This is a genomic window from Bacteroides thetaiotaomicron VPI-5482, from assembly GCF_000011065.1.
GTDB classification, from domain to species: Bacteria; Bacteroidota; Bacteroidia; order Bacteroidales; family Bacteroidaceae; genus Bacteroides; species Bacteroides thetaiotaomicron.
On sequence record NC_004663.1, the window covers coordinates 4,864,086 to 4,888,977 of the forward strand.

At 44.6% G+C, this 24,892-nt stretch carries 20 protein-coding genes and 1 pseudogene; 12 read left to right on the top strand and 9 right to left on the bottom strand.

Annotated elements, in window-relative coordinates:
- Positions 1-941: 941 nt before the first annotated feature.
- Positions 942-1,355: a hypothetical protein gene (locus BT_RS18895; protein WP_011108956.1), complete on the top strand. Its 414-nt coding sequence runs from the start codon at positions 942-944 to the stop codon at positions 1,353-1,355.
- A 121-nt stretch (positions 1,356-1,476) separates the two neighbouring features.
- On the opposite strand, the gene BT_RS18900 is transcribed toward BT_RS18895, so the two are convergent.
- Positions 1,477-1,677, bottom strand: coding sequence for a DUF2007-related protein (locus BT_RS18900; RefSeq protein WP_008762685.1), 201 nt, complete (start codon positions 1,675-1,677; stop codon positions 1,477-1,479).
- 324 nt (positions 1,678-2,001) lie between these two features.
- On the opposite strand from BT_RS18900, the gene BT_RS18905 reads away from it, so the two are divergent.
- The 6 genes and pseudogenes from BT_RS18905 to BT_RS18930 all read left to right on the top strand — a co-directional run bounded on the left by BT_RS18905 (position 2,002) and on the right by BT_RS18930 (position 11,108).
- A complete protein-coding gene (locus BT_RS18905) occupies positions 2,002-2,544 on the top strand; it encodes an RNA polymerase sigma-70 factor (protein WP_008762686.1) in 543 nt (180 codons plus the stop codon).
- A gap of 154 nt (positions 2,545-2,698) precedes the next feature.
- Complete coding sequence (locus BT_RS18910) at positions 2,699-3,667, top strand: FecR family protein (protein WP_011108957.1); 969 nt, start codon at positions 2,699-2,701, stop codon at positions 3,665-3,667.
- Between the two features lie 180 nt (positions 3,668-3,847).
- Positions 3,848-7,181, top strand: a pseudogene (locus tag BT_RS18915) (SusC/RagA family TonB-linked outer membrane protein).
- Positions 7,182-7,194: 13 nt separating this feature from the next.
- Positions 7,195-8,760 carry a SusD/RagB family nutrient-binding outer membrane lipoprotein gene (locus BT_RS18920; RefSeq protein WP_008766966.1) on the top strand — a complete coding sequence of 522 codons (1,566 nt, stop codon included), beginning with the start codon at positions 7,195-7,197 and terminating at the stop codon, positions 8,758-8,760.
- Between the two features lie 23 nt (positions 8,761-8,783).
- A complete protein-coding gene (locus BT_RS18925) occupies positions 8,784-9,887 on the top strand; it encodes a glycoside hydrolase family 18 (protein WP_008762690.1) in 1,104 nt (367 codons plus the stop codon).
- A 30-nt stretch (positions 9,888-9,917) separates the two neighbouring features.
- Positions 9,918-11,108, top strand: a complete 1,191-nt coding sequence (locus BT_RS18930; protein ID WP_008762691.1) for a BT_3987 domain-containing protein — start codon at positions 9,918-9,920, stop codon at positions 11,106-11,108.
- A 114-nt stretch (positions 11,109-11,222) separates the two neighbouring features.
- On the opposite strand, the gene BT_RS18935 is transcribed toward BT_RS18930, so the two are convergent.
- The 8 genes from BT_RS18935 to BT_RS18970 form a co-directional block, all read right to left on the bottom strand.
- Entirely contained in the window at positions 11,223-12,878 is a 1,656-nt protein-coding gene (locus tag BT_RS18935) for an AMP-binding protein (protein WP_008762692.1), read from the bottom strand.
- A 7-nt stretch (positions 12,879-12,885) separates the two neighbouring features.
- Positions 12,886-13,440, bottom strand: a complete 555-nt coding sequence (locus tag BT_RS18940) for a helix-turn-helix domain-containing protein (protein ID WP_008766965.1) — start codon at positions 13,438-13,440, stop codon at positions 12,886-12,888.
- A 39-nt stretch (positions 13,441-13,479) separates the two neighbouring features.
- Entirely contained in the window at positions 13,480-14,253 is a 774-nt protein-coding gene (proC, locus tag BT_RS18945) for a pyrroline-5-carboxylate reductase (RefSeq protein ID WP_008762694.1), read from the bottom strand.
- A 135-nt stretch (positions 14,254-14,388) separates the two neighbouring features.
- Positions 14,389-15,510, bottom strand: coding sequence for an aspartate aminotransferase family protein (locus BT_RS18950; protein ID WP_008762695.1), 1,122 nt, complete (start codon positions 15,508-15,510; stop codon positions 14,389-14,391).
- Positions 15,511-15,523: 13 nt separating this feature from the next.
- A complete protein-coding gene (gene argC, locus BT_RS18955; RefSeq protein ID WP_008762696.1) occupies positions 15,524-16,492 on the bottom strand; it encodes an N-acetyl-gamma-glutamyl-phosphate reductase in 969 nt (322 codons plus the stop codon).
- Positions 16,489-17,697 (bottom strand): argininosuccinate synthase, encoded by a 1,209-nt coding sequence (locus BT_RS18960; RefSeq protein ID WP_008762697.1) that lies wholly within the window; start codon positions 17,695-17,697, stop codon positions 16,489-16,491. Before BT_RS18960 ends, argC begins: the two co-directional genes overlap by 4 nt.
- Before the next feature lie 13 nt (positions 17,698-17,710).
- Positions 17,711-18,289, bottom strand: coding sequence for a GNAT family N-acetyltransferase (locus tag BT_RS18965; protein ID WP_011108960.1), 579 nt, complete (start codon positions 18,287-18,289; stop codon positions 17,711-17,713).
- A gap of 25 nt (positions 18,290-18,314) precedes the next feature.
- Entirely contained in the window at positions 18,315-18,788 is a 474-nt protein-coding gene (locus tag BT_RS18970) for an arginine repressor (protein ID WP_008762699.1), read from the bottom strand.
- A gap of 233 nt (positions 18,789-19,021) precedes the next feature.
- Between BT_RS18970 and rhaB the strand changes: the two genes are divergently transcribed.
- From rhaB to fucO, 5 genes are all read left to right on the top strand, one after another.
- A complete protein-coding gene (rhaB, locus tag BT_RS18975; protein ID WP_011108961.1) occupies positions 19,022-20,479 on the top strand; it encodes a rhamnulokinase in 1,458 nt (485 codons plus the stop codon).
- 59 nt (positions 20,480-20,538) lie between these two features.
- A complete protein-coding gene (locus BT_RS18980) occupies positions 20,539-21,795 on the top strand; it encodes an L-rhamnose isomerase (protein WP_010536410.1) in 1,257 nt (418 codons plus the stop codon).
- Between the two features lie 3 nt (positions 21,796-21,798).
- Positions 21,799-22,818: an L-rhamnose/proton symporter RhaT gene (rhaT, locus tag BT_RS18985; RefSeq protein WP_008762702.1), complete on the top strand. Its 1,020-nt coding sequence runs from the start codon at positions 21,799-21,801 to the stop codon at positions 22,816-22,818.
- 12 nt (positions 22,819-22,830) lie between these two features.
- A complete protein-coding gene (rhaD, locus tag BT_RS18990) occupies positions 22,831-23,640 on the top strand; it encodes a rhamnulose-1-phosphate aldolase (protein ID WP_008766960.1) in 810 nt (269 codons plus the stop codon).
- A 95-nt stretch (positions 23,641-23,735) separates the two neighbouring features.
- Positions 23,736-24,890: a lactaldehyde reductase gene (fucO, locus tag BT_RS18995; protein ID WP_008766959.1), complete on the top strand. Its 1,155-nt coding sequence runs from the start codon at positions 23,736-23,738 to the stop codon at positions 24,888-24,890.
- The last annotated feature ends 2 nt before the right edge of the window (positions 24,891-24,892 follow it).

The window sequence follows — 24,892 nt, forward strand, 5'->3', positions numbered from 1 at the left end:
TTTTGCTCTCATGCTCTAACAAACTGTCTGTATCCCTTTATTCATCGTGGTTTTCGGTGTGGTAGCAACTGTGGTAGCAGGTATGAGAGCAAATGCTTGCCCTCACTTTTCTAAATCCAATCTCTAACCTTTGTAGTATCTTCATTTTATTCCTGTAATTCCAATGTCAATTTAGGATAAGACAACTAAATTAGTTTCCTCGTCTTGAAACTATAGTTTCAGCGAAGAGAAACCATAGTTCCAAAGGCTTGAAACCATAGTTCCAAAGGCTTGAAACTTTAGTTCCAACAGCTTGGAATCATTAGTTCAAGCGTTTGAAACTTTCTGAAACATCTGTCGATTGGATTCACTTTGACCGTATGTTTGGATTGACTCGACCATGTTAGTTATTTCAATTGACCAGTTCTTTTAGGAGAAGCATTGAATCATTTATTGGCTAATAATGTATGGGGTATCAGTCATTAATAGCTGAGATGTCAGATATTAACATCCTGTAAATCAAAAGATAGCAATGTAGAAACGATACTAGTCAGGACGAAACAGAGTGAGAGCAACCGTTTGCTCTCATACCTGCCACCACAGTTGCTACCACACCGAAAACTACGATGAATAAAGGGATACAGACAGTTTGTTAGGGCATGAGAGCAAAACTGCTGTCAAATTACTATGGAGGCTATTGTGGAAATTCTGATTAATAAATCTACAGATATTCCATACTTATATTTGAAAAATAGTATCTTTGCAGTGACTAACATTTTATAATGGGACGCAGGGAATCCTGCTTTTGATAAGTTGCAGGCATTTTTTGCTTGTAGCTTTCCTCATAGGCGGTTTCGTACCCCCGTGGGGAGTATGTAATGTACCTCCAGCGTCCTAAGATGTGTTAGTCAACGGGAAAGGCGAAACCGTTCTTTTTTGCCCCTTTATTAAACTTTTATCTTATGGATACTGAAAACGCTTTGACTAACGCGAAAGAAAGTCCCAATGAAATTTTTTTTGAAGAAGAAGCCCGTCTATGGGCAGAGGTGTATGGCAAGCAATCTGATAAGCCGGACCTTGAGTCTCTTCAACGTATGCTGGAGAATATGAACCATTTGTTGCTTAGCTTAGAACTTCCGTGGGCACGCTTTATTCCTATCTTGTACCGAAGTTTTGCCCTTTATATGCGTCGTCCGGACGAAAATACAAATAATCGGAAAGCCTACCAACTGTCTGCCCAACTTATGGACTCTGTCGTTTACTTGTCACAGCATACTAACTTGATTCATCACATACACCTTTTCTGTAATATGCAGATTGCCGCTCTTGAAAAGCTAAAGAATGAAAAAGTAGAAATTGAGCAAACTGAAGATTAAACAAACAGAAAGTCAACCAATCTAAAGGTTACTTCGTTTTAAAAGAATCATACAAAGACTGAAAAGCCGAGTGCGATCTCCCATCGTACCCGGCTTTAATCTTATATGTTTAACCTAAAACCTATGAAACTTTTCTTTTATTAATCACACGCATTGCTGCTGTATAATATTCGCATGGAACAGAAATGAGTATACTGTTCAATCCATTGTCTTTCATTGATGCCTCGATATACGCTGCTTTCAATAAACTCTTTACGCTGGCTACTTCCCAGGGACTACCAGCAAAAACATTGACCTGAGAAACCTTTCTACTTGTAATCATATTCTTTTTGTGTTTTAATTGTTATGGCTGCAAATATAGGAAGTTGGATTTATAGATTAGAGCAATTTTGAGTCATAATAGTATAGAAATGATGCAATGATCTGATTTTAGCATAAATTGGTCAGTTTTTAGCATTGGAAAAAAGTGGAGAGAAAGGAGTGAAAGCTATATGCTAGTCGTCAGCCTTCTGATGATTTACCGGCTTATGTCCCATTTTCTCTTCAAAAAGTTCTTTTATTCAATTAAAATATATTTCTTTGCAATCATTAAAGACCTTTGGATATACTTAAACTATACGCATAAGCGCCATTAATATAGATCGAAATGACTGCAATTAATTTTAATTCGATATATACTACCTATTATAGGAGAGCATTCCTGTTTACCTTATCATACGTCCATAATGATTTGGTAGCTGAAGATATTGTATCGGAAGCAATCATTTATTTGTGGGAATTAAGTAAAAAACAGGAAATTCCGAGTATCGAAGCTGTATTAATCACTTATATACGTAGCAAGTCACTCAATTACCTGAAACATTTGCAGGTTCAGGAAAACGTCTACCAAAACCTGACAGATAAGGGACAACGGGAATTGGAAATCCGTATTTCAACCTTGGAAGCCTGTGATCCGAAGGAAGTTATGTCCGAAGAATTACGCTCAAAGGTGAAAACATTGTTGGCTGGTATGCCGGAAAAGACGCGCATTGCATTTATATCCGATCGTCTGGATGGAAAATCTCATAAAGAAATAGCTGAAGAATTGGGTATCAGTGTCAAAGGAGTGGAGTATCATATAAGCAAAGCTGTGAAGCTGCTGCGTGATAATCTGAAAGAGTATGCTCCTTTCCTGATATTTTTTATTTGATGATCTTGAAAATATCTTTTTCTCCTCTTTTTTTAATAACAGCAAAAAAAGTTGTATTTCTCACTAGGGATTATTTTTAGTGAGTGGTATTCTATATGAAAGGGGGAGCAAATATACTCCTGTTTATTACTTATAAAGTAACTCAACTTATAATATGAATCAGAATTTACTTTTAAAATATATATCCGGAAAAGCCTCTCAAAGGGAGAAAGAAGAAGTTGCAGCATGGATTGATGCCGATGCCGCTAATCTCAAAGAATTTATGTCACTCCGCAAAAGTTATGATGCACTTGTTTGGCAGGATGCGGATGAGTTGAAAACGGGGCGTGACAAGCTGCTTTCACTACGCACTTTTACGATGAAGGCGATGCGGATTGCGGTTATATTTGTTTTGGCTTTCGGATTAAGTTATATACTGATACAAACTCTGCAAAAGGAAAATGTAGAAATGCAGACCGTATATGTGCCTGCCGGACAACGTACGCAAGTGACGCTTGCTGACGGAACAATGGTATGGGTAAACGGAAAAAGTACGCTGACTTTTCCCAGTCAGTTCGCTTCCCGTACCCGTAAAGTGGAACTGGACGGGGAGGCCTATTTCGAAGTTCAGAAAGACCCGGAGAAACAGTTCATTGTTTCCACAGCCCATCAGTCTGCGATTAAAGTGTTGGGCACAAAGTTCAATGTAAAGGCGTATAGGGATTCCGAAGAGATTACTACCACTCTGATAGAAGGGAAAGTGCATTTCGAATTTAATAATACCGCACAGAAGCCTCAGTACATTACTATGGCACCCGGTCAGAAGCTGATCTATTATTCGCAGAGTGGAAAAACGGAGCTCTATACTACTTCCGGTGAGGGAGAACTGGCATGGAAGGATGGTATTATCGTCTTTAAGCAGACATCTTTGCAGGATGCTCTGGAGATTTTGGCAGACAGATATGATGTGGAATTTATCGTTCGACGCAATGTGCCCGATGATGACCTGTTCTCCGGGACATTCACGAGCAGGAGCCTGGAGCAGATACTGAATTATATAGAAGCTTCTTCGAAAATACGCTGGCGTTATCTGAACAGTGTACAAGGAAGTAAAGAGAAGATGAAGATAGAAATTTTTATTTAGTGTTATTAATAACCTTATTTCAAAAAAGCTTATTGCCATGAAAAACAAAGACCCTTGAAACTAAAAAAGATACGGGATGATATTGGTCGTATCTTCCCGTATTGAGCCCAGTAATCGTGAATCTACTTGTTTCCCGACAAGTATAACTACTAGTTTTTTAATTAAACTCGTTACAAATTTATGCAAAATTATTGTATCGTCCAATTTCTTGGAGGATTAAACCTTCTTAGGCGGTCTTCAAGGAAAATATCACTATCTATGAAGTTACTATTTATACTCATTGTCTGCTCATTCGGACTGGCATATGCGTCCGATGGATATGCGCAAAAGACTTCCATCACATTGAAGGCAAACGATTGTACCATAGAGGAAGTGCTTCACAAAATCGAACTTGAGTCCGGATTCGGCTTTTTTGTAAACAGTAAGAATCTCGATTTGAAACGCAAGGTGTCGGTGTCAGTGTCTAATAAGAATATATTCCAGGTTCTGGAGCAAGTCTTTAAAGGTGTGGGCATCGAATATAAAGTCTTGGATAATAAAATAGTACTGGCTGCAAAAGAAAAAGACGTTGCACAGCAGAGAAAAGAAAGACTTATTGCCGGCACGGTAAAAGATAAGAATGGAGAGCCGTTGATTGGTGTCTCTATCCGGGAGAAGAGTTCCGGTGAGGGAACCATCACCGATATGGATGGAAACTATAAGCTTTCCACTTTATCGGCGAATCCTGTTCTTGTATTTTCCTATGTAGGTTATCAGTCAAAAGAAGTACCCGTAAAAGGAAATGTTGCCAATGTGGTGCTAGAGGATGCGACGCAGGAACTGAATGAGGTGGTAGTGACGGCATTGGGTATCAAACGCTCGGAGAAGGCATTGTCATACAACGTGCAGCAGCTGAGCGGTGATGAACTGACTACTGTGAAAGATGCGAACTTCATCTCTTCTCTGAATGGTAAGGTGGCCGGTGTTAATATTAATTCGTCCAATACCACGGGAGGTGCTTCGCGTGTCGTGATGCGTGGTGTCAAATCTATCACTTCTTCCAATCTGGCGCTTTATGTGATCGACGGTGTACCGATGTATAACATGATGAATGGAGGTGGCGGTGGTATCTATGACCAGCAGGGTACGGATGGCGCTGCCGACATTAACCCGGAAGACATCGAATCTATCTCTATGCTGACCGGACCTTCTGCCGCAGCTCTGTATGGTAATGCTGCCGCTGCCGGTGTTGTGCTGATAACCACCAAGAAGGGGTCTGCGGACAAGACTTCTGTCACGGTCTCCAATAATACTACTTTCTCGAAGGTGTCAATGATGCCTGAGATGCAGAGCAAATATGGTAACCTGCCCAACAGCCTGGATAGCTGGGGACCGATTGTAAACAGTGACTACGATCCGCGTGACTTCTTCCAGACCGGAGCGAATGTCATTAACTCATTTGCTTTGTCAACCGGTAACAAGAAGAATCAGGCGTATTTGTCGGCTTCTACTACCAACACCACCAATATATTGCCCAACAGTGGATACAACCGCTATAATTTCACTGTCCGTAACACGACCAGTTTCCTGAAAGACAAGATGACACTCGATGCCGGTGCCAGTTATATTCTTCAGAATGACAAGAATATGATGTCGCAGGGTTATTACTATAATCCTCTGCCGGGACTTTACCGTTTCCCTCGTAGTGAGAATTTCGATGATGTACGTATGTTCGAACGTTATAATTCCGGTATGGACCTGATGGAGCAATACTGGCCTTACGGCGGTACTTCAAGTGGTCTTGCCAACCCCTACTGGATACAGAATCGCCAGTTGCGGGAGAATAAGAAGACCCGTTATATGATCAACGCTTCCCTCAAATATCAGTTGTTCGACTGGCTGGATGTGGTAGGACGTGTGAAAATAGATAATTATGATAATCGTAGTACTTATAAGGCATACGCTTCTACCGGCACACTGGTGTCGGGTGACCGTGGAACGTACAGTGACACCTCTACACAATCAAAGAACACGTATGCGGATGCGATTGCTACACTGAATAAGAGTTTTAACGACTGGTCGGTCAATGTCAACCTTGGTGTGTCACTGAGTGACAGCCGTTATGAAATGATCGGATATGAAGGCGGATTGAAACTTATCAATTTCTTTGCCGTCCACAATATCGATTTCAATAAAGCATGGAAAGCAAAACAGTCCGGCTGGCATGATCAGACACGCGCTATCTTTGCCAATGCGGAAATTGGTTGGAAATCGATGATCTATCTGACTGCTACCGGACGTAACGACTGGGATTCAAGACTGGCTTTCTCCGATTACAAGTCTTTCTTCTACCCGTCAATAGGACTTTCCGCCATTCTGACGAGTATGTTTAATGCTCCTGATTGGCTGACATACCTGAAAGTTCGCGGTTCGTACACTGAGGTAGGTAACTCTTACGGCCGCTTCATGACTACCGTTACTTACCCTTACGATGAACAGACACAGAGCTGGACCAGTACCTCTTCTTATCCGAACACGAAACTGAAACCGGAACGTACCAAGTCATGGGAAGTAGGTTTGGACGCACGTATCCTCAATGACATCAGTCTTAACTTGACTTATTATCGTTCCAATACTTATAATCAGACATTCTATGCGGACTTGTCGCTTTCTTCGGGATATTCTAATATTCCTATCCAAAGTGGAAACATCATGAACGAAGGTCTGGAAATGTCATTGGGTTATAACAAGCAGTGGAAAGATTTCCTCTTTCAATACGAACTATACATTGACATGGAATAAGAACCGGGTAAAACGGTTGGCTGACGGTGTGTACAACTATGCCACCGGACAACCTATCCAGATGCCGGAACTGTCTCCGCTTACTTATGGACATACGGATGCCCGCCTGATTTTGCGTGTCGGAGGATCAATGGGAGACGTATACGGACAACGCTTGCTCAAACGTGACTTGAATGGCTACATTCTTAATGAAGAAGGTGTCGGACTGGCTATGGAGAACAAAGAAACCTACTTAGGTTCTATTCTGCCTAAGATGAATATGGGCTGGAGTTTAGGATTCGGTTATAAGGGAGTTAATCTTGGCATGACTTTCACCGGACGTTTCGGAGGTATTGTTATCAGTGAGACGCAGTCCGTACTTGACGCTGCCGGTGTTTCCAAAGTCAGCGCGGACGTACGTGACGCAGGAGGCGTGCAGATTAATCAGAGCAAAGTCTCTGCACAGACTTACTATCAGACCATTCAGGGAACTGCGGCTTACTACACGTATAGCGCTACCAATGTACGACTCGGCGAACTTTCACTTAGCTATACATTGCCTAAAAAATGGTTTGACAATAAGGTCGGAATGACTGTTGGGCTGGTAGGAAAGAATTTATGGATGATTTATTGCAAGGCTCCTTTCGATCCGGAACTGACCACTTCAGCTGCATCTAACTTCTATCAGGGATTTGATGCCTATATGCTTCCGAGTACAAGAAATTTCGGATTCAATGTTAAATTTCAGTTTTAAATAATAAATAGGTATGAACAAGATAATAAAATATATCGGAGCAAGCGCAGTCGTATGTATGATGGCGGGGTGTACTACTAACTTTGAAGATTTTAATACCAACCCTTATCAGCCTTCAAAAGTACCGGCAAGTAACTTACTGTCTACGATGTTTAACGTGTATGCTTGTCCGCAACAGAATGCTTGTCAGGAGATTAATTGTATGTGGGCCAGCTTTAGCGGTCAAGTGACTGCGACAGCTAACTGGAGCTTTGGAAAGAATATCTTTGCTTATTATAATGCGTCCGAAGGGCACAATGACAGTTCATGGGGAAGACTCTACGGCTATATCTATCCTTCTTTCTTTCTGGTCGAGAACTCTACGGAAAAGAAAGGTGTCATTTATGCCATGGCTCAGTTAACCCGTGTTTATGGTATGCAGTTGCTCGCATCTTTGCAAGGTCCCATTCCTTACACACAGATGAAGGCCGGCGAAACGGAAGCCCCTTATGATAATGAGCAGACTGTATGGCATGCCATGTTTGACGATCTGGATAATGCGATCACCATTCTGAAGTCGGCGGCAACGTTCGGCGTAAATCAAGATTTGGCTGTGGTAGACCAGTTCTATAAAGGTGACTGCTCGAAGTGGCTGAAGTTTGCCAATACGCTGAAACTTCGGATGGCTATCCGCATCTCGGGAGTAGAACCGGAATATGCTCAGACCAAGGCTCAGGAAGCTGTACTTGGAGGTGTGATGGAAAGTGTGGGCGACAGTTCTTATGATACGACTAATGGCGGAATCAATGAAAATGGATATGCTATTGTCAGCGGATGGCCCGAAGTAAGAGCCAATGCCTGCCTCGTGTCGTACATGAACGGATATAACGATCCTCGCCGTCCTGCTTATTTTACTCCGCAGACTCAGACTGCTGCCGGTGGGTATGTAGGTGTCCGTTCGGGTTCGGCAGAAATACCTGAACCTACGGTATACGCCAACTATAGCAAACTCTTTATCGCTACCGACAAAACATTGCCACAACCGGTAATGTACGCTGCCGAAGCTGCTTTCCTGCGTGCGGAAGGAGCACTGAAAGGCTGGAATATGGGTGGAGATGCCAAGACTTTCTATGAAAAGGGAGTTCGATTGTCTTTTGAGGAATTTGGGGTATCGGGTGCCGATGATTATTTGGCTGACGCTACATCTATACCGGGAAATTATGTGGATAATTTAATTGCCGGACATACCGGAAACAATTATACGAACCAGTCGTCCATTACGATCAAGTGGGAGGATGGAGCTGATGACGCGAAGAAACTGGAAAGAGTACTTACCCAGAAATGGATTGCCTGTTATCCCGACCCGATGAACGGATGGGCAGATTTCCGTCGGACAGGCTATCCTAGAATCTTCCCGGCAACTGAATCTATGAATGCCGATTGTAATACGGGGCGCGGACAACGCCGTCTTCGTTTTACACGAAGTGAATACAATAACAATAAGGCGAATGTGGAAGCGGCCGTCAGTATGCTTAGCAATGGAAAAGATTCTAATGGAACTGATCTTTGGTGGGCAATGAAAGAAAATGGTACTTATTAATAGCTTAAATTAGGAATAACAATATGAAGAAATTATTATATATCATATTTGGAGTAATGGGTGCACTGATGTTTATACAGTGCAGCGACTGGACTGAAATGGAACCGAAGTTCACCGAACCGGTGAATATCAATGGTGAAGACTATTATAAGGCACTGAGAGAGTATAAGAAATCCGATCATCCGATTGTTTTCGGCTGGTACAGTGAATGGACCGGAACCGGAACGAATATGAACAACCAGTTGAGAGGTATTCCCGATTCAATGGATATCGTCTCTCTTTGGGGAGGGGCTTTCAACCTGACTGAAGCACAAAAAAGTGACCTTAAGGAAGTGAGAGAGAAGAAAGGTCTCAGAGTTTTGTATTGTCAGCATATCACAGATATAGGCAGAAGTCATACGCCTGCTTCTGTTGAGAATGATTTCATCGTGGATGGCGTACAGTACAACTCTAAGGATGAAGCGATGGCTGCTTATTGGGGGTGGTATGGCAATTATGGTGACACTTCGGAAGAAGGACAAGAAAAAGCTATCCGTAAATATGCGCGGGTGATTATTGATTCAATCAATAAGTATAACTATGATGGATTCGATATCGACTTTGAACCGAATTTTGGCTATTCCGGAAATCTGAGTGGAAATTCGGACCGTATGCATATTTTTTTGGATGAATTATCGAAAGAATTCGGACCGAAATCGGGAACTGGACGTATATTGATGGTCGACGGAGAACCGCAGACACTGAACAAGGAGTCGGGCCCTTTATTAGATTATTATGTGGTTCAAGCCTATTACTGTAGGTCGGATGAGGGATATAGTGATGCTTTGGATGGTCGTTTTGACAGATTATTAAATAAATTCGGTTCGATAGAGGATGAAGCTACGATTCTTAGTAAAACAGTTTGGTGTGAGGACTTTGAAAAGCATAAAGGGGATGGCGGACCGGAATTTACAACTCGTGATGGTATTGTGACTTATTCATTGAAGGGAATGGCGATGTACTATCGTCCGGGAGTAGATGCCCGCATTGGCGGAGTGGGTGCCTACCGTTTTAATCTTTGTCGTCCGGTGAATGACTATTTCTTTATGCGTGAGGTTATTCAGGTTCTGAATCCCGCTAATCATTAATTGCAAGAACATAACTAAAAAAGGATAATTATGAAGATGATTAAATTTTCAAGATATGTTGTGCTGGGGGCAGCTTTGGCTGTTGTCACCGGATGCAACGATGCAAAACTGTCAACTATCGATAATGGAGTATATATTGCGGAAGCGGCTCCTTCTAATACGTTTAGTCAGCAGATAGAGGCACAATTGGTGGACGAGGGAGATGTGATAAAAACATTGACCGTCCGTTTGGTTCGTGCTATTGATCAAGATGTAACTGTAACACTGGATATTGATCAGCAACTCATTGATGAGTATAATCAACAGCATGAAGCGTCTTACGAACTTTTGCCGGAAGAATTCAGAAGTTTTGAACGCACAGTTACGATTCCCGCAGGTGAAGTGTCTGCACCAGTCATTAATCTTACTATAAAGCCGTTTACCACCCCCAATAACGAGGCTTATGCGATTCCGGTACGGATCACTTCCGTAGCCGGACCGATAGGACTTGTTGGTAACGCAAACCATATTCTTTATCTGCTTACTTCCCCTAATAAACAGAAAGCGGTGGTTTTGAAATCAGCAAATAAAACCAGTCTGAACTTTAAAAACGAAATACCTGTTACTCAGTGGACTATAGAGTATTGGATCAAGTTCGATAATACAACGGGCAGACCGACAGGAGATTGGGTGGGTCCTGCCAATATTGCTTTCAGACGATTAATTTTCGCAGACAATTCGGCTCCTATTTCTTTCAATGGCGTTTTATTGCGTTATTGGGCGGATGGAGCAAAAAAGATTGCGCCATGTTTGCAGTGTCAGTTGGATGGAAACTATTTTGATAGTGAGGAATTTTGGTATCCGGATATATGGTATCACATTGCTTATACTTATGACGGATCTACTATTTCCCTCTATAAAGATGGTACATTGAATAATAGTAAAGCCGATTCAAGAGACTTTACATTCAATAATATTTCTTTAGCACAGAGTTTCGGCTGGAATATGCAGGTAGAATTAGCTCAGATTCGTCTTTGGAGCAAATGCCTGACAGAGAACGCTATTCAGGAAGGAATGTCACGCCAGATATCCGGAGATTCGGATGGTTTGATTGGGTATTGGAAGTGTGATGAAGGAAAAGGAAATGTATTGAAGGATAATAGCCCGAACGGTAATGATATAACGCTTACCGGAATTCCTGCATGGAGTGAACAATACAATTTCTATCATCCTAATGATTAAGCGGATGGTTGGAGCTTTATCAATTGATTAGAGAATCCGATACTTACAGATAGTGAAAAGAAAAGCCGGCTGCAATCCTTTGCAGCCGGCTTTTTTATAAATGGGTTTTATGCCTTATTTCTCATCGTTCTCGCGAATTTCCACGCGACGAATCTTGCCGCTGATAGTCTTGGGCAGTTCGTCAACGAACTCAATCACACGCGGATATTTATAAGGAGCAGTCACCTTCTTGACGTGGTTCTGCAATTCCTTGATCAGTTCTTCTCCGGCACGTGCTTTATAGTCTTTGGACAATACGATAGTAGCTTTAACTACCTGTCCGCGAATCTCATCGGGTACTCCGGTGATGGCACATTCTATGACGGCAGGGTGCGTCATCAAAGCGCTTTCCACTTCGAACGGGCCGATACGGTAACCGGAACTCTTGATTACGTCGTCTGCACGTCCTACAAACCAAAGGTATCCGTCTTCGTCTTTCCACGCTACATCACCTGTGTAGTAAATGCCGTCGTGCCAAGCCTCGTGTGTACGTTCCGCATCCCGATAGTACTCTTTGAAAAGTCCGAGAGGTTTGCCTTTGCTGGTACGGATCACAATTTGTCCTTGCTCTCCGGCTTCCACGGAGCGACCTTCACTGTCGATCAGGTCTACGTCATACTGCGGATTGGGCAGTCCCATGCTTCCCGGTTTCGGTTCCATCCAAGGCATGGTGGCAACTGTCAGTGTCGTTTCCGTCTGTCCGAAACCTTCCATCAGCTTGATGCCTGTCAGTTTCTTGAAGGTTTCGAATACGGCAGGGTTCAGTGCTTCTCCGGCAATGGTGCAATACCGCAGTGAAGACAAGTCATATTTAGTCAGGTCTTCATGAATCAGAAAGCGGAAGATGGTTGGAGGTGCGCAAAGGGAAGTCACCTGATACTCCTGTATCTTTTCCAGAATAGCTGCGGGCGTGAACTTTTCGTGGTCATAGACGAAAATGTTGGCTCCGGCGATCCATTGTCCGTAGAGTTTTCCCCATACGGCTTTTCCCCAGCCGGTATCGGCGATGGTGAGGTGGAGGCTGTTCTCATCCAGATTGTGCCAGAAACTACCCGTAACGATATGGCCTAACGGATACGTAAAGTCATGTGCTACCATTTTAGGTTCGCCGGTAGTGCCGGAAGTGAAGTACATCAGTGAGATGTCGTCATTCGTATTGGCATGTCTCGGGCGGATGAAAGGGGCAGCGTTATCGATTCCCTGATGGAAATCTTCGAATCCTTCCGGAACTTCCGGACCTACACTGACCAGCTTTTCCACGCTCGGACACTCGGGAAGAGCATCTTTGATGTGTTGCAGTATGATTCCTTCGCCGGCAGCCACAATCATTTTGATGTCGGCAGCGTTGCAGCGATAGATGATATCTTTCTTTGTCAGCAGGTGAGTGGCGGGGATCACCGTTGCTCCCAGCTTATGCAGGGCGATGGTGCTGTACCAGAACTCATAGCGGCGCTTCAGAATCAGCATCACCATGTCTCCGCGACCGATGCCGAGGCTCTGGAAGTAAGAGGCCGTCATGTCCGTATAGCGTTTCATGTCGGCGAAGGAGAACTGACGGCTTTCGCCTTGGTCATTGGTCCAGAGCAGAGCGTTCTTGTCGGGTTGTTCGGCAGCCCAGGCATCTACTACGTCGTAGCCGAAGTTGAAATTCTCCGGTACGTTTATTTTCAGGTTCTTGATGAAATCCTCTTGTGAGGCAAAGCTAGTCTGTGCTAAAAATCTTTCTACCATAACGTTATTACATAATTACGGCCAGAAAACGTACCGTTTTGCCATCGAGCGCTTTCATGCCATGTGGAAGTTTTGAATTAAAATAAATACTGTCTCCTTGGTTCAGGATGATTTCCTTGCCCTCGATGTTGATAAGCATACGGCCTTCAACCACCAGATTGAATTCCTGTCCGTTGTGGTGGTTATAATGGATCGGCTCATCGTCTCCCTTCGGTTCGACCGTGACGATGAAAGGATCGGCGGTGCGGTTCATGAAGCCCGACGCCAGTGACTGGTATTTGTAAGCCCTGGTACGTTCGATGCTGACTCCTTTGCCGGCACGGGTCACGAAGTAGCTGCTCATTTTCGGCTCTTCGCCAAACATCAAAGTATCCAGTGCGATGTTATAGGTACGGGCTATCTTTTGTAGCATACTAACGGAAATGTCGTATTGTCCTGTCTCTGCGAGCCGGTATTCTTCGGCAGATATGTCGCAGTCGCGGGCGATATCTTCAGACGTTAGTTCCAGTACGTCACGTAATCCGCGAAGGCGTTCTGCGATCTGTTTAATTTGGTCATTCATACAAGTGGTTGTTTTTTGATTATTAATAATTTTGCGGTATTATTTGGATGCTTTCATCGCTTTGATGACGGCGGAGGTAAATCCGTTGTGTTCCAGTTCGTTGATTCCCTTGATCGTAATTCCGCCCGGAGTAGTCACTTTGTCGATTTCCACGCTGGGGTGGGTGTCATTGTTCAGAATTAATGCGGCGGCTCCCTTGACGGACTGGGCTACCATTTCCATCGCATCTTTGGGACGGATGCCCATTTCGATGCCGGCCTGCATGGCTGCCTGGATGTATTTCAATACGTAAGCGATGCCGCAGGAAGTCAGTGCCGTGGTGGCGGCTATCTTATCTTCGGGGATGAGCATGGCCATTCCCATTTCGTTGAACAGGCGGAGCATAAACAGGTTCTGTTCATCGTTCGTGTTGCGTGCCGCGATAAGCGTCATACTTTCCAGTTCGCTGATGGCAGTGTTCGGAATCAGGCGGAACATCGGCATCTCCGGTGCTATCACAAAGTGTGCGAGTTCTTCAAAACTGATACCTGCCGCTACGGATACGAGCGTCTGTTTGCTCTTCAGCTTCAACTCGCGCATGACGGACTCCACAAACCAAGGCTTCACGGCGAGAATGACAACATCTGCTCCCGTTGCCGCTTCCGTATTGCTCAGAGTGGTGGAAATGCCCGGAAATTCTTCTTTCAGTTTCTCCAGTTTGCCTGCGCTGGGGTTGGATACAATGATATCTGAGTCTGCTATCAGACTTCCTTTTGCCAGGCCGCGGGCTATAGAACCACCCATGTTTCCTGCACCGATAATAGCTATTTTCATATGCGCTTCTTTTTTAATGTATTCTTACAGACAAAGGTAACGGTAAATTGCGAAAAAACAAAAAGCAGCCTGAATAAGAACTGTTTTTCTGTTCGAGGCTGCTTTTTTGTTCGCTGTTTATTAATCAAATATCAGTTAGAGTACTCTTTTGAAACGGGCAAGGAACTCGTCCGCTTCCTCCATGCTGAGGCAGAGAGGGGGCAATAAGCGGAGTACATTCGTCCCGCTGGCTCCCGTAAATACGTGTTCGTCGTAGATGAGGCGGCTGCGCAATTCCTTGATCGGTTCTTCAAATTCGAGTCCGATCATCAGTCCGCGTCCGCGCACCTCTTTGATTTGCGGGAATTTCTTGAGTTCTTCCAGCAGGTAGTCGCCGACTGCTTTTGCATTTTCTACCAGATTGTCCTGTTCGATGACGTCCATTACGGCAAGAGCTGCCGAGCAGGCCAGGTGATTTCCGCCGAATGTAGTTCCCAGTTGTCCGTAGACGGGCTTGAACATCGGGCTGATCAGTACACCTGCCATCGGGAATCCGTTTCCGATGCCTTTGGCTACGGTGATGATGTCTGGCTGGATATGGTTGTATTGATGGGCAAAGAATTTTCCGCTACGGCCGTATCCACTCTGGATTTCGTCCAGAATCAGAATCGTTCCGGTTTCGGTACAAACCTTGCGAAGTTCCTGCATAAATTCGGTAGTCGGTATTTTGATACCGCCCACTCCTTGTATTCCTTCGATGATAACAGCGCATACGTCACCTTTCGCCAGTTCCTGCTTCATCGCTTCGATGTCATTCAGAGGGAGATAGGTCACATGACCGTTGTTGTTGATCGGAGCAATGATGGTGGGGTTGTTCGTAGCCTCCACTGCAAGGGATGTACGTCCGTGGAAGGCTTTGCTGAAAGAAATGACTTTGGTGCGTCCGTTATAGAAAGAAGCCAGCTTCAGCGCGTTTTCATTGGCTTCGGCTCCGCTGTTGATCAGAAACAGCGAGTAGTCTTCATAACCGGAAATCTTTCCCAATCGTTCGGCTACTTGTTGCTGCAGCTTATTGATCACCGAGTTTGAATAGAAACCAAGGGTTGCTACCTGATTGCTGATCATCTCCACATAGTGGGGATGCGCGTGTCCGATGGAGATGACGGCATGGCCTCCGTAGAGGTCCAGATATTCCGTACCGTTCTCATCCCATACCTTACAGCCTTGTCCTTTGACTATATTGATGTCATATAAAGGATATACGTCGAATAATTTCATAATTCTTCTGTTTTTAGAAAGCGGAAGGTTTCAGCCGTAATCCTACGGTTTCTTCCAGGTTGAACATCAGGTTCATGTTATGAACTGCTTGTCCGCTGGCACCCTTCAGCAAGTTGTCGATACAGGAGATAATCAGTAATTTGTCACCATGTTTCTCCAGATGTATCAGACATTTATTGGTATTTACGACTTGTTTCAAGTCTATATTCTTATCTACAATATGCACGAAGGAGTCTTTTGCATAATATTCCTCATACATGCGAACGATTTCTTCGAGTGCAACTTTCGTTTTTACGACAAGAGTGGCAAAGATGCCGCGCGGGAAATCTCCCCGATAAGGAATAAAGTCGATCTCTGAATCGAAGCTGTTCTGCAACTGCTTCAGTGATTGCTTGATTTCCGGTACGTGCTGATGATCGAAGGCCTTGTATATACTGATGTTATTGTTACGCCAACTGAAATGACTGGTAGCACCGGGCTTCACGCCGGCACCGGTACTTCCGGTGATGGCATTGACCGAAACATCGCCTGTCAACATCAGATTCTTGGCTAGCGGAAGCAAACCTAACTGGATGCAGGTAGCAAAACAACCGGGGTTGGCTACGTGCTTCGCCGTACAGGTAGCACGACGGTTCAGTTCCGGCAGACCGTAGATGAAGTCATGATCGTCACTCTTGATGCGATAATCCATCGAGAGGTCGATGATTTTCAAATCTTCCGGCACGTTGTGGCTTTCCATGAATTTCTTCGTGTCACCGTGGGCGGTACAGAAGAATAGTACATCTATTGCGTCCAGAGGTAACTGGTCGGTAAATCTCAGGTCGGTTTCTCCGTAGAGTCCTTCGTGTACGTCGGTGATTCGGTTTCCGGCATTACTGCTGCTGTTGATGAATACGATTTCAGTTTCCGGATGGTTGAGCAGCAGACGGATTAATTCGCCTGCTGTATATCCTGCGCCACCAATGATTCCTGCTTTAATCATATCTCTTCGTCTTTATGGTTATTGTAGTAAACACGTAGCGGAGTAGAAGTTACCTTAATAAAGCCCTTAGCATCTTCGGCTGTCCAGCCCTTCTGCATTTCACCATATTCGCCGAACTTCGTTTTCACGAGGTCGTCTTCCGATTCTACACCGACGGTAGAGAAAGAAAGCGGGCGGAGCTCGAGGATTGCCGTACCGTTAACGTTACGCTGGCTTTCCTGAAGCATGGCTTCGATGTCACGCATCACCGGTTCGAGATACTGGCTTTCGTGGAGGAACATTCCGTACCAGTTGGCCACCTGATCTTTCCAGTATTGCTGCCATTTGCTCAATGTGTATTTTTCGAGGAAGCGGTGAGCACCGATAATCAACATCGGAGCGGCAGCCTCGAAACCCACACGGCCTTTGATGCCGATAATCGTATCGCCCACGTGCATATCACGTCCGATACCGTATGCGGCACCGATCTCTTCTACCTTCTGGATAGCTTGGATCGGATCATCGAATGTTTCGTCATTGACAGCTTTCAGTTCTCCCTTTTCGAAAGTGAGACGGAGTTGTTCGCTGCCTTCTTTTTCCACATGTTTCAGGTAGGCTGTTTCCGGTAATCCCTGTGCGGAGTCGAGGATTTCGCCACCACAGATGGATGTACCCCACAAACCTACGTTATAAGAGTATTTCAGTTTGGTGAAGTCCGCGCTGAAACCATGTTTGTTCAGATAGTCGATTTCTTCCTGACGGCTTAATGCCATATCACGGGTCAGCGTGATGATTTCTACATTCGGAGCCAGTACAAGGAAAGTCATGTCAAAACGAATCTGGTCGTTACCTGCTCCGGTAGAACCGTGGGCAATGGCATCCGCACCGATTTCGTTGGCATAACGTGCGATGGCCAATGCCTGGAAGATACGTTCCGAGCTGACAGAGATCGGGTAAGTACCATTACGCAGCACATTTCCGAAAACCATATATTTCAGACTCTTTTCGTAGTATTCCTGAGTAACGTCCAATGTTACATATTTCACTGCTCCCAGTTTGTAGGCGTTTTCTTCGTTTGTCTTCAGCTGTTCTTCGCTGAAACCGCCCGTATTGGCACAAGCTGCATATACTTCGTAACCTTTTTCTTTAGCGAGGTACATGACGGTGAACGATGTGTCCAGTCCGCCGCTGAATGCCACCACTACTTTTTTCTTCTTTTCTTCCATAGTGCTGTATATATTAAATGTTATTTCTTTCTTGTTCTTTTTTTATGTTCCGTGGGTCTGTCGGATCGTACAGCATGGCTGTGCAGATGCAGAACTTACGGTTTTTAGCTGCCAGTATATCGTGGTTGGTGCAGCCTTCGCATCCTTTCCAGAAAGCTTCGTCGTCTGTCAGTTCATTGAAAGTGACAGGGACATATCCTAGTTCGGTGTTCATTTTCATCACTGCGGCTCCGGATGTCAGACTGAAAATCTTAGCTTTCGGCCATCGGAGACGTGCCAGTTGGAAAGATGCTTGTTTGATGCGCTTTGCCAATCCTAATCCGCGAAAATCGGGATGTACAATCAGACCGGAGGTTGCTACGTATTGCTTGTTTCCCCATGATTCGATATAGGTGAAACCTGCGAATGTGTCGCCACAGAGCGCGATTATTGCTTTGCCCTCTTTCATTTTAGTCGCTACGTATTCGTGTGTGCGCTCTGCGATTCCGGTTCCTCGTACGGCAGCAGCATTTCTGATAGTTTCCAAAATAGTGTCAACGTAAACCTCATGTGAGGCGTCGGCTACCATAACATCTATTTGTTGAGTGTCCATTTCTTTATATATAATATAAGTATAGTTATTCGATATTCGGAATGATGAGCGACAAAAGCTGACGTACTTTGCTTGTGGCTACTCCTTCACGCAGAACCAGCATGATGGTATCGTCGCCGGCAATGGTTCCCAGAATCTCGCTGAACTCATTGTTGTCGATATCATAAGCCATGCTGCTGGCGTAACCGGGACGGGTACGGATGACAGCTATATTGCCGGAAAACTGTAGGGAGATAAATCCATTGTTGCGCAACATCTCACCGGCACTCTGGTCAGTGGAACGTTTATACATGATGTTATTCGGCAATACATATACATACTTGCCGTTCATACTTGCAGCTTTGGCTACTTTCAGTTGTTTCAAGTCGCGGGAGAGGGTGGCTTGTGTCAGTTCGAAGCCTTCACGGTTCAGCTCTTGCAGTAGTTCTTCCTGCGAGCCTACCTCCTTGCTTGAGATAATCATTTTGATGGCGTCTAACCGATTTGCTTTCTTCTTCATTGTATAATTATTCTAAGAATGGCGCAAAATTATGCATTATTTCGGAGAAAACATGCATAAATCATGCTTTTTTTGCATAAAAAGTAAAATTTATACTGATGTAAGGTTTGGCTATGCAGATTTGTGTCAAAATGCACATCCTTTCTATCAAAATGCGTAAGGAAAAGGAGGAAGGAACCGCCTATCTTTGCAATGTAGGTAAATGGATACCTTAAATATATAGACAAAATACCATGAAACAGAACTTTTTTGCAGTCGACCTGGGCGCAACAAGCGGCCGTACAATCTTAGGCTCTTTTATTGAAGGCGGATTAAATCTGGAGGAGATTAATCGTTTTCCTAACCACTTGATCGAGGTGGGTGGACATTTCTATTGGGATATTTATGCATTATACCGTCACATTATCGACGGATTGAAATTGGTAGCTCACCGTGGCGAATCTATTGCCTCTATCGGTATAGATACATGGGGAGTAGATTTCGTCCTCCTTGGAAAAGATGGAAACCTGCTTCGCCAGCCTTATGCATATCGTGATCCGCATACGGTAGGAGCACCGGAAGCCTTTTTCTCTCGTATCTCTCGTAGCGAGGTATATGGTAAAACTGGTATTCAGGTAATGAATTTTAATTCACTTTTCCAATTAGATACTTTGCGTCGCAATCATGACAGTGCATTGGAGGCAGCAGACAAAGTTCTGTTTATGCCGGATGCGTTGAGCTATATGCTGACCGGGAAGATGGTAACTGAATATACCATTGCTTCCACTGCCCAATTAGTGAATGCACATACGCAACGTCTGGAACCGGAGTTGCTGAAAGCAGTCGGACTGCAAGAAGAGAATTTCGGTCGTTTTGTCTTCCCAGGTGAGAAGATAGGAACATTGACTGAAGAAGTGCAAAAGATAACAGGATTGGGGGCAATTCCTGTGATTGCGGTGGCCGGACATGATACCGGATCTGCTGTAGCAGCTGTTCCCGCACTTGATCGTAATTTCGCATATTTGAGTAGCGGTACTTGGTCGCTGATGGGGGTGGAAACAGATGCACCGGTAATCACTGCTGAAACAGAGGCTTTGAACTTTACGAATGAAGGTGGCGTAGAAGGCACAATTCGCCTTTTGAAGAATATTTGTGGAATGTGGTTGCTGGAACGTTGCCGTCTGAATTGGGGAGATACAAGCTATCCGGAATTAATAACCGAAGCGGATTCGTGTGAACCATTCCGTAGTTTAATCAATCCGGATGACGACTGTTTTGCAAATCCTGCGGATATGGAACAGGCCATTCGTGAATATTGCCGGACTACTGGGCAGCCGGTTCCTGAGCAACGTGGACAAATAGTACGTTGTATCTTTGAGAGTCTGGCTTTGCGTTACCGTCAGGTGTTGGAAAACTTGCGTGCGCTTTCTCCTCGTCCTATCGAAACTCTGCATGTGATTGGTGGAGGTAGCCGTAATGACTTGTTGAATCAGTTTACTGCTAATGCTATCGGCATCCCGGTTGTGGCAGGACCGTCTGAGGCAACAGCTATCGGTAATGTCATGATTCAGGCAATGACGGTGGGAGAGGCGACGGATGTTGCCGGTATGCGTCAGTTGATAAGCCGTTCAATTCCGTTGAAGACTTATCACCCACAGGATATGGCAGCTTGGGATGCGGCTTATATCCATTTTAAAAACTGCGTTCGATAAATTCCGGAGAATCAAAAAATAATCGACAGAATAATATTAACTTTTAATAATAGAATATCATGAAAAAAGAAGAAATGATTCAGAAAGCGTATGAGATTGCTGTTGAACGCTATGCAGCAGTAGGTGTAGATACTGAAAAGGTACTGAAAACCATGCAGGACTTCCACTTGTCACTTCATTGCTGGCAGGCTGATGATGTAACGGGATTTGAAGTGCAGGCAGGTGCACTGAGCGGAGGTATTCAGGCAACCGGTAATTATCCGGGCAAAGCTCGCAATATTGATGAACTGCGTGCCGACATTCTGAAAGCCGCTTCTTATATTCCGGGTACACACCGTTTGAACCTGCACGAAATCTACGGGGATTTTCAAGGTAAAGTGGTAGACCGCGATCAGGTAGAGCCTGAACATTTCAAGAGCTGGATTGAATGGGGTAAAGAGCATAACATGAAACTCGATTTTAACTCTACTTCCTTCTCACATCCGAAATCTGGTGATTTGTCACTGTCTAATCCGGATGAGGGCATCCGTCAGTTCTGGATTGAGCATACCAAACGTTGTCGTGCCGTTGCCGAAGAAATGGGTAAGGCGCAGGGTGACCCGTGTATCATGAATCTTTGGGTACATGACGGAAGCAAGGATATCACTGTAAACCGCATGAAATATCGTGCATTGTTGAAAGATTCTCTGGATCAGATATTTGCTACTGAATATAAAAACATGAAAGACTGTATTGAATCAAAAGTATTCGGTATCGGTCTGGAAAGCTATACAGTAGGTTCCAATGACTTCTACATCGGTTATGGCGCATCCCGTAATAAGATGGTAACTTTGGATACCGGTCACTTCCATCCGACTGAAAGTGTTGCCGACAAAGTATCTTCTCTTTTGCTTTATGTGCCCGAATTGATGCTGCACGTAAGCCGTCCGGTTCGTTGGGATTCCGACCACGTAACCATTATGGATGATCCTACAATGGAACTGTTCAGTGAAATTGTTCGTTGCGGTGCGTTGGAACGCGTACACTACGGTCTCGACTATTTCGATGCTTCTATCAACCGTATCGGTGCTTACGTTATCGGTAGCCGTGCTGCTCAGAAATGTATGACACGCGCTTTGCTCGAACCGATTGCCAAGCTGCGTGAATACGAAGCTAACGGACAGGGATTCCAGCGTCTGGCTCTGCTCGAAGAAGAGAAAGCGCTTCCATGGAATGCAGTATGGGATATGTTCTGCTTGAAGAACAACGTTCCGGTAGGCGAAGATTTCATTGCAGAAATCGAAAAGTACGAAGCGGAAGTAACTTCTAAACGATAAGTGATGGATATTCTAATAGGCTTGTTGATTATAGCCATCGGTAGCTTTTGCCAGTCCAGTTCCTATGTACCTATTAAAAAGGTGAAGGAATGGAGCTGGGAAAGCTTCTGGTTAGTACAAGGTGTGTTTGCCTGGTTAGTGTTCCCGTTTCTGGGATCACTGCTGGGGATACCCGCAGGAGGCAGTTTGTTCGACTTGTGGGGAGCCGGAGGTGCTGGAATGAGCATCTTTTATGGTGTATTATGGGGAATAGGCGGATTGACTTTCGGACTCTCCATGCGTTATCTGGGTGTTGCGCTTGGACAAAGTATCGCATTAGGTACTTGTGCCGGATTCGGAACCCTTTTTCCTGCCATCTTCGCCGGAACCAATCTGTTCGAAGGTAACGGACTGATTCTTCTTCTAGGAGTTTGTATTACGCTGGCGGGTATTGCTATCATTGGTTATGCCGGTGGCTTGCGTGCACAGAATATGAGCGAAGAAGAAAAACGGGCTGCCGTAAAAGACTTTGCATTGACAAAAGGTTTGCTGGTAGCACTTCTTGCGGGTGTGATGAGTGCCTGCTTTGCTTTGGGACTGGATGCCGGAACTCCTATCAAGGAAGCTGCTTTGGCAGGTGGTGTGGATGGACTTTATGCAGGTCTTCCTGTTATCTTCCTCGTGACTTTAGGCGGATTCATGACAAATGCCGCTTACTGCCTGCAGCAGAATATAGCTAATAAGTCTGTCGGTGACTATGCCAAAGGAAAGGTATGGGGTAACAATCTCGTCTTCTGTGCGTTGGCCGGTGTGCTGTGGTATATGCAGTTCTTCGGATTGGAAATGGGTAAGAGCTTCCTCACGGAAAGTCCCGTGTTGCTGGCTTTCTCATGGTGTATCCTGATGGCGCTGAACGTAACCTTTAGTAATGTATGGGGAATCATCCTGAAAGAGTGGAAAGGAGTATCTGCCAAAACAATCACAGTGTTGATCTGTGGTTTGGTAGTCTTGATCTTCTCACTGGTATTCCCGAACTTGTTTTAATAATAAATAGATATGAAATCAATTTTAGAAAATCGTCCGGCACTTGCCAAAGAAGTAAACAAGGTAGCTGAAGTTGCCGGATACTTGTGGCAAAAAGGATGGGCTGAACGTAACGGTGGTAATATCACTGTAAATATCACAGAGTTTGTAGACGATGAAATCCGTCGGATGGAACCGATTAGCGAAGTAAAATCCATTGGCGTTACATTGCCTTATCTGAAAGGATGTTACTTTTATTGCAAAGGAACCAACAAACGCATGCGTGATCTGGCTCGCTGGCCGATGGAAAATGGTTCGGTGATTCGCATTTTAGATGATTGCGCCAGCTATGTGATCATTGCCGACGAAGCGGTGGCGCCGACTTCGGAACTGCCTTCCCACCTGAGCGTACACAATGATTTGCTGAGCAAGAATTCTCCTTATAAAGCATCTGTCCATACTCACCCGATCGAACTGATTGCCATGACTCATTGCGAGAAGTTCCTTCAGAAAGATGTGGCAACCAATCTGTTATGGAGTATGATTCCTGAAACGAAGGCGTTCTGTCCGAGAGGTCTGGGTATCATTCCTTATAAATTGCCTAGTTCGGTAGAGTTGGCGGAAGCCACTATCAAGGAATTGCAGGACTATGATGTAGTCATGTGGGAAAAACACGGTGTTTTTGCCGTAGACTGCGATGCTATGCAGGCTTTTGATCAGATTGACGTGCTGAATAAGTCGGCGCTGATCTATATTGCTGCGAAGAATATGGGCTTCGAACCGGATGGTATGAGTCAGGAACAAATGAAAGAAATGTCCGTTGCTTTCAATCTTCCTAAATAATACTTGTATTAATCACTGAATTTATCTACTTTAGCGACCGCAGCATTTTCTATCGATGGAGAATGTTGCGGTAACTTTAAAATTATGACACAACTATGAATCGCATTATTCTGAATGAGACCTCTTATTTCGGTGCAGGATGCCGGAGTGTAATTGCTGTGGAAGCAGCCAGACGTGGCTTTAAGAAAGCCTTTTTCGTAACAGATAAAGACCTTATCAAATTTGGTGTTGCAGCCGAAATCATTAAAGTATTTGATGACAATCATATTCCGTATGAACTTTATAGTGATGTAAAGGCTAACCCTACCATTGCTAATGTGCAGAATGGTGTGGCTGCCTATAAGGCTTCCGGTGCAGACTTTATCGTAGCTTTGGGTGGTGGTTCTTCTATCGACACGGCAAAGGGGATTGGTATTGTTGTGAATAACCCGGATTTTGCCGATGTGAAATCTCTGGAAGGTGTGGCTGATACCAAACATAAGGCTGTTCCTACCTTTGCATTGCCTACTACTGCCGGAACTGCTGCTGAAGTGACTATCAATTATGTGATTATCGACGAAGATGCACGCAAGAAAATGGTATGTGTAGACCCGAACGATATCCCTGCTGTAGCTATTGTAGATCCGGAACTGATGTATTCCATGCCGAAAGGACTGACTGCCGCTACAGGTATGGACGCGCTGACTCACGCCATCGAAAGTTATATAACTCCGGGTGCATGGGCTATGAGCGATATGTTCGAACTGAAAGCGATTGAAATGATTGCTCAGAACTTGAAAGCAGCGGTAGATAACGGTAAAGACACAGTTGCCCGCGAAGCAATGTCGCAGGCTCAATATATTGCCGGCATGGGATTCTCCAATGTAGGTTTGGGAATCGTACATTCCATGGCTCACCCGTTGGGCGCTTTCTATGATACTCCTCACGGCGTTGCCAATGCGCTGTTGTTACCTTATGTCATGGAGTACAATGCTGAGTCTCCGGCTGCTCCGAAATATATCCATATTGCCAAGGCGATGGGCGTCAATACAGACGGTATGACAGAAACTGAAGGTGTGAAGGCGGCTATCGAGGCAGTGAAAGCGCTTTCTCTGAGTATCGGTATCCCACAGAAATTGCATGAAATCAATGTGAAGGAAGAGGATATTCCGGCATTGGCGGTGGCTGCATTCAATGACGTTTGCACAGGTGGTAATCCGCGTCCTACGTCAGTAGCGGAGATTGAAGTATTATATCGGAAAGCATTCTGATT

What these genes read in the sequence shown, in the direction of transcription:
- proC (WP_008762694.1), bottom strand. Translation starts at nt 14,253, where the DNA reads ATGAAAATAGCTATTATCGGTGCAGGAAACATGGGTGGTTCTATAGCC.
- rhaD (WP_008766960.1), top strand. Translation starts at nt 22,831, where the DNA reads ATGAAATCAATTTTAGAAAATCGTCCGGCACTTGCCAAAGAAGTAAAC.
- BT_RS18965 (WP_011108960.1), bottom strand. Translation starts at nt 18,289, where the DNA reads ATGGACACTCAACAAATAGATGTTATGGTAGCCGACGCCTCACATGAG.
- BT_RS18895 (WP_011108956.1), top strand. Translation starts at nt 942, where the DNA reads ATGGATACTGAAAACGCTTTGACTAACGCGAAAGAAAGTCCCAATGAA.
- rhaB (WP_011108961.1), top strand. Translation starts at nt 19,022, where the DNA reads ATGAAACAGAACTTTTTTGCAGTCGACCTGGGCGCAACAAGCGGCCGT.
- BT_RS18940 (WP_008766965.1), bottom strand. Translation starts at nt 13,440, where the DNA reads ATGAATGACCAAATTAAACAGATCGCAGAACGCCTTCGCGGATTACGT.
- BT_RS18980 (WP_010536410.1), top strand. Translation starts at nt 20,539, where the DNA reads ATGAAAAAAGAAGAAATGATTCAGAAAGCGTATGAGATTGCTGTTGAA.
- BT_RS18950 (WP_008762695.1), bottom strand. Translation starts at nt 15,510, where the DNA reads ATGAAATTATTCGACGTATATCCTTTATATGACATCAATATAGTCAAA.
- rhaT (WP_008762702.1), top strand. Translation starts at nt 21,799, where the DNA reads ATGGATATTCTAATAGGCTTGTTGATTATAGCCATCGGTAGCTTTTGC.
- BT_RS18920 (WP_008766966.1), top strand. Translation starts at nt 7,195, where the DNA reads ATGAACAAGATAATAAAATATATCGGAGCAAGCGCAGTCGTATGTATG.
- argC (WP_008762696.1), bottom strand. Translation starts at nt 16,492, where the DNA reads ATGATTAAAGCAGGAATCATTGGTGGCGCAGGATATACAGCAGGCGAA.
- BT_RS18960 (WP_008762697.1), bottom strand. Translation starts at nt 17,697, where the DNA reads ATGGAAGAAAAGAAGAAAAAAGTAGTGGTGGCATTCAGCGGCGGACTG.
- BT_RS18935 (WP_008762692.1), bottom strand. Translation starts at nt 12,878, where the DNA reads ATGGTAGAAAGATTTTTAGCACAGACTAGCTTTGCCTCACAAGAGGAT.
- fucO (WP_008766959.1), top strand. Translation starts at nt 23,736, where the DNA reads ATGAATCGCATTATTCTGAATGAGACCTCTTATTTCGGTGCAGGATGC.
- BT_RS18970 (WP_008762699.1), bottom strand. Translation starts at nt 18,788, where the DNA reads ATGAAGAAGAAAGCAAATCGGTTAGACGCCATCAAAATGATTATCTCA.
- BT_RS18900 (WP_008762685.1), bottom strand. Translation starts at nt 1,677, where the DNA reads ATGATTACAAGTAGAAAGGTTTCTCAGGTCAATGTTTTTGCTGGTAGT.
- BT_RS18905 (WP_008762686.1), top strand. Translation starts at nt 2,002, where the DNA reads ATGACTGCAATTAATTTTAATTCGATATATACTACCTATTATAGGAGA.
- BT_RS18930 (WP_008762691.1), top strand. Translation starts at nt 9,918, where the DNA reads ATGAAGATGATTAAATTTTCAAGATATGTTGTGCTGGGGGCAGCTTTG.
- BT_RS18925 (WP_008762690.1), top strand. Translation starts at nt 8,784, where the DNA reads ATGAAGAAATTATTATATATCATATTTGGAGTAATGGGTGCACTGATG.
- BT_RS18910 (WP_011108957.1), top strand. Translation starts at nt 2,699, where the DNA reads ATGAATCAGAATTTACTTTTAAAATATATATCCGGAAAAGCCTCTCAA.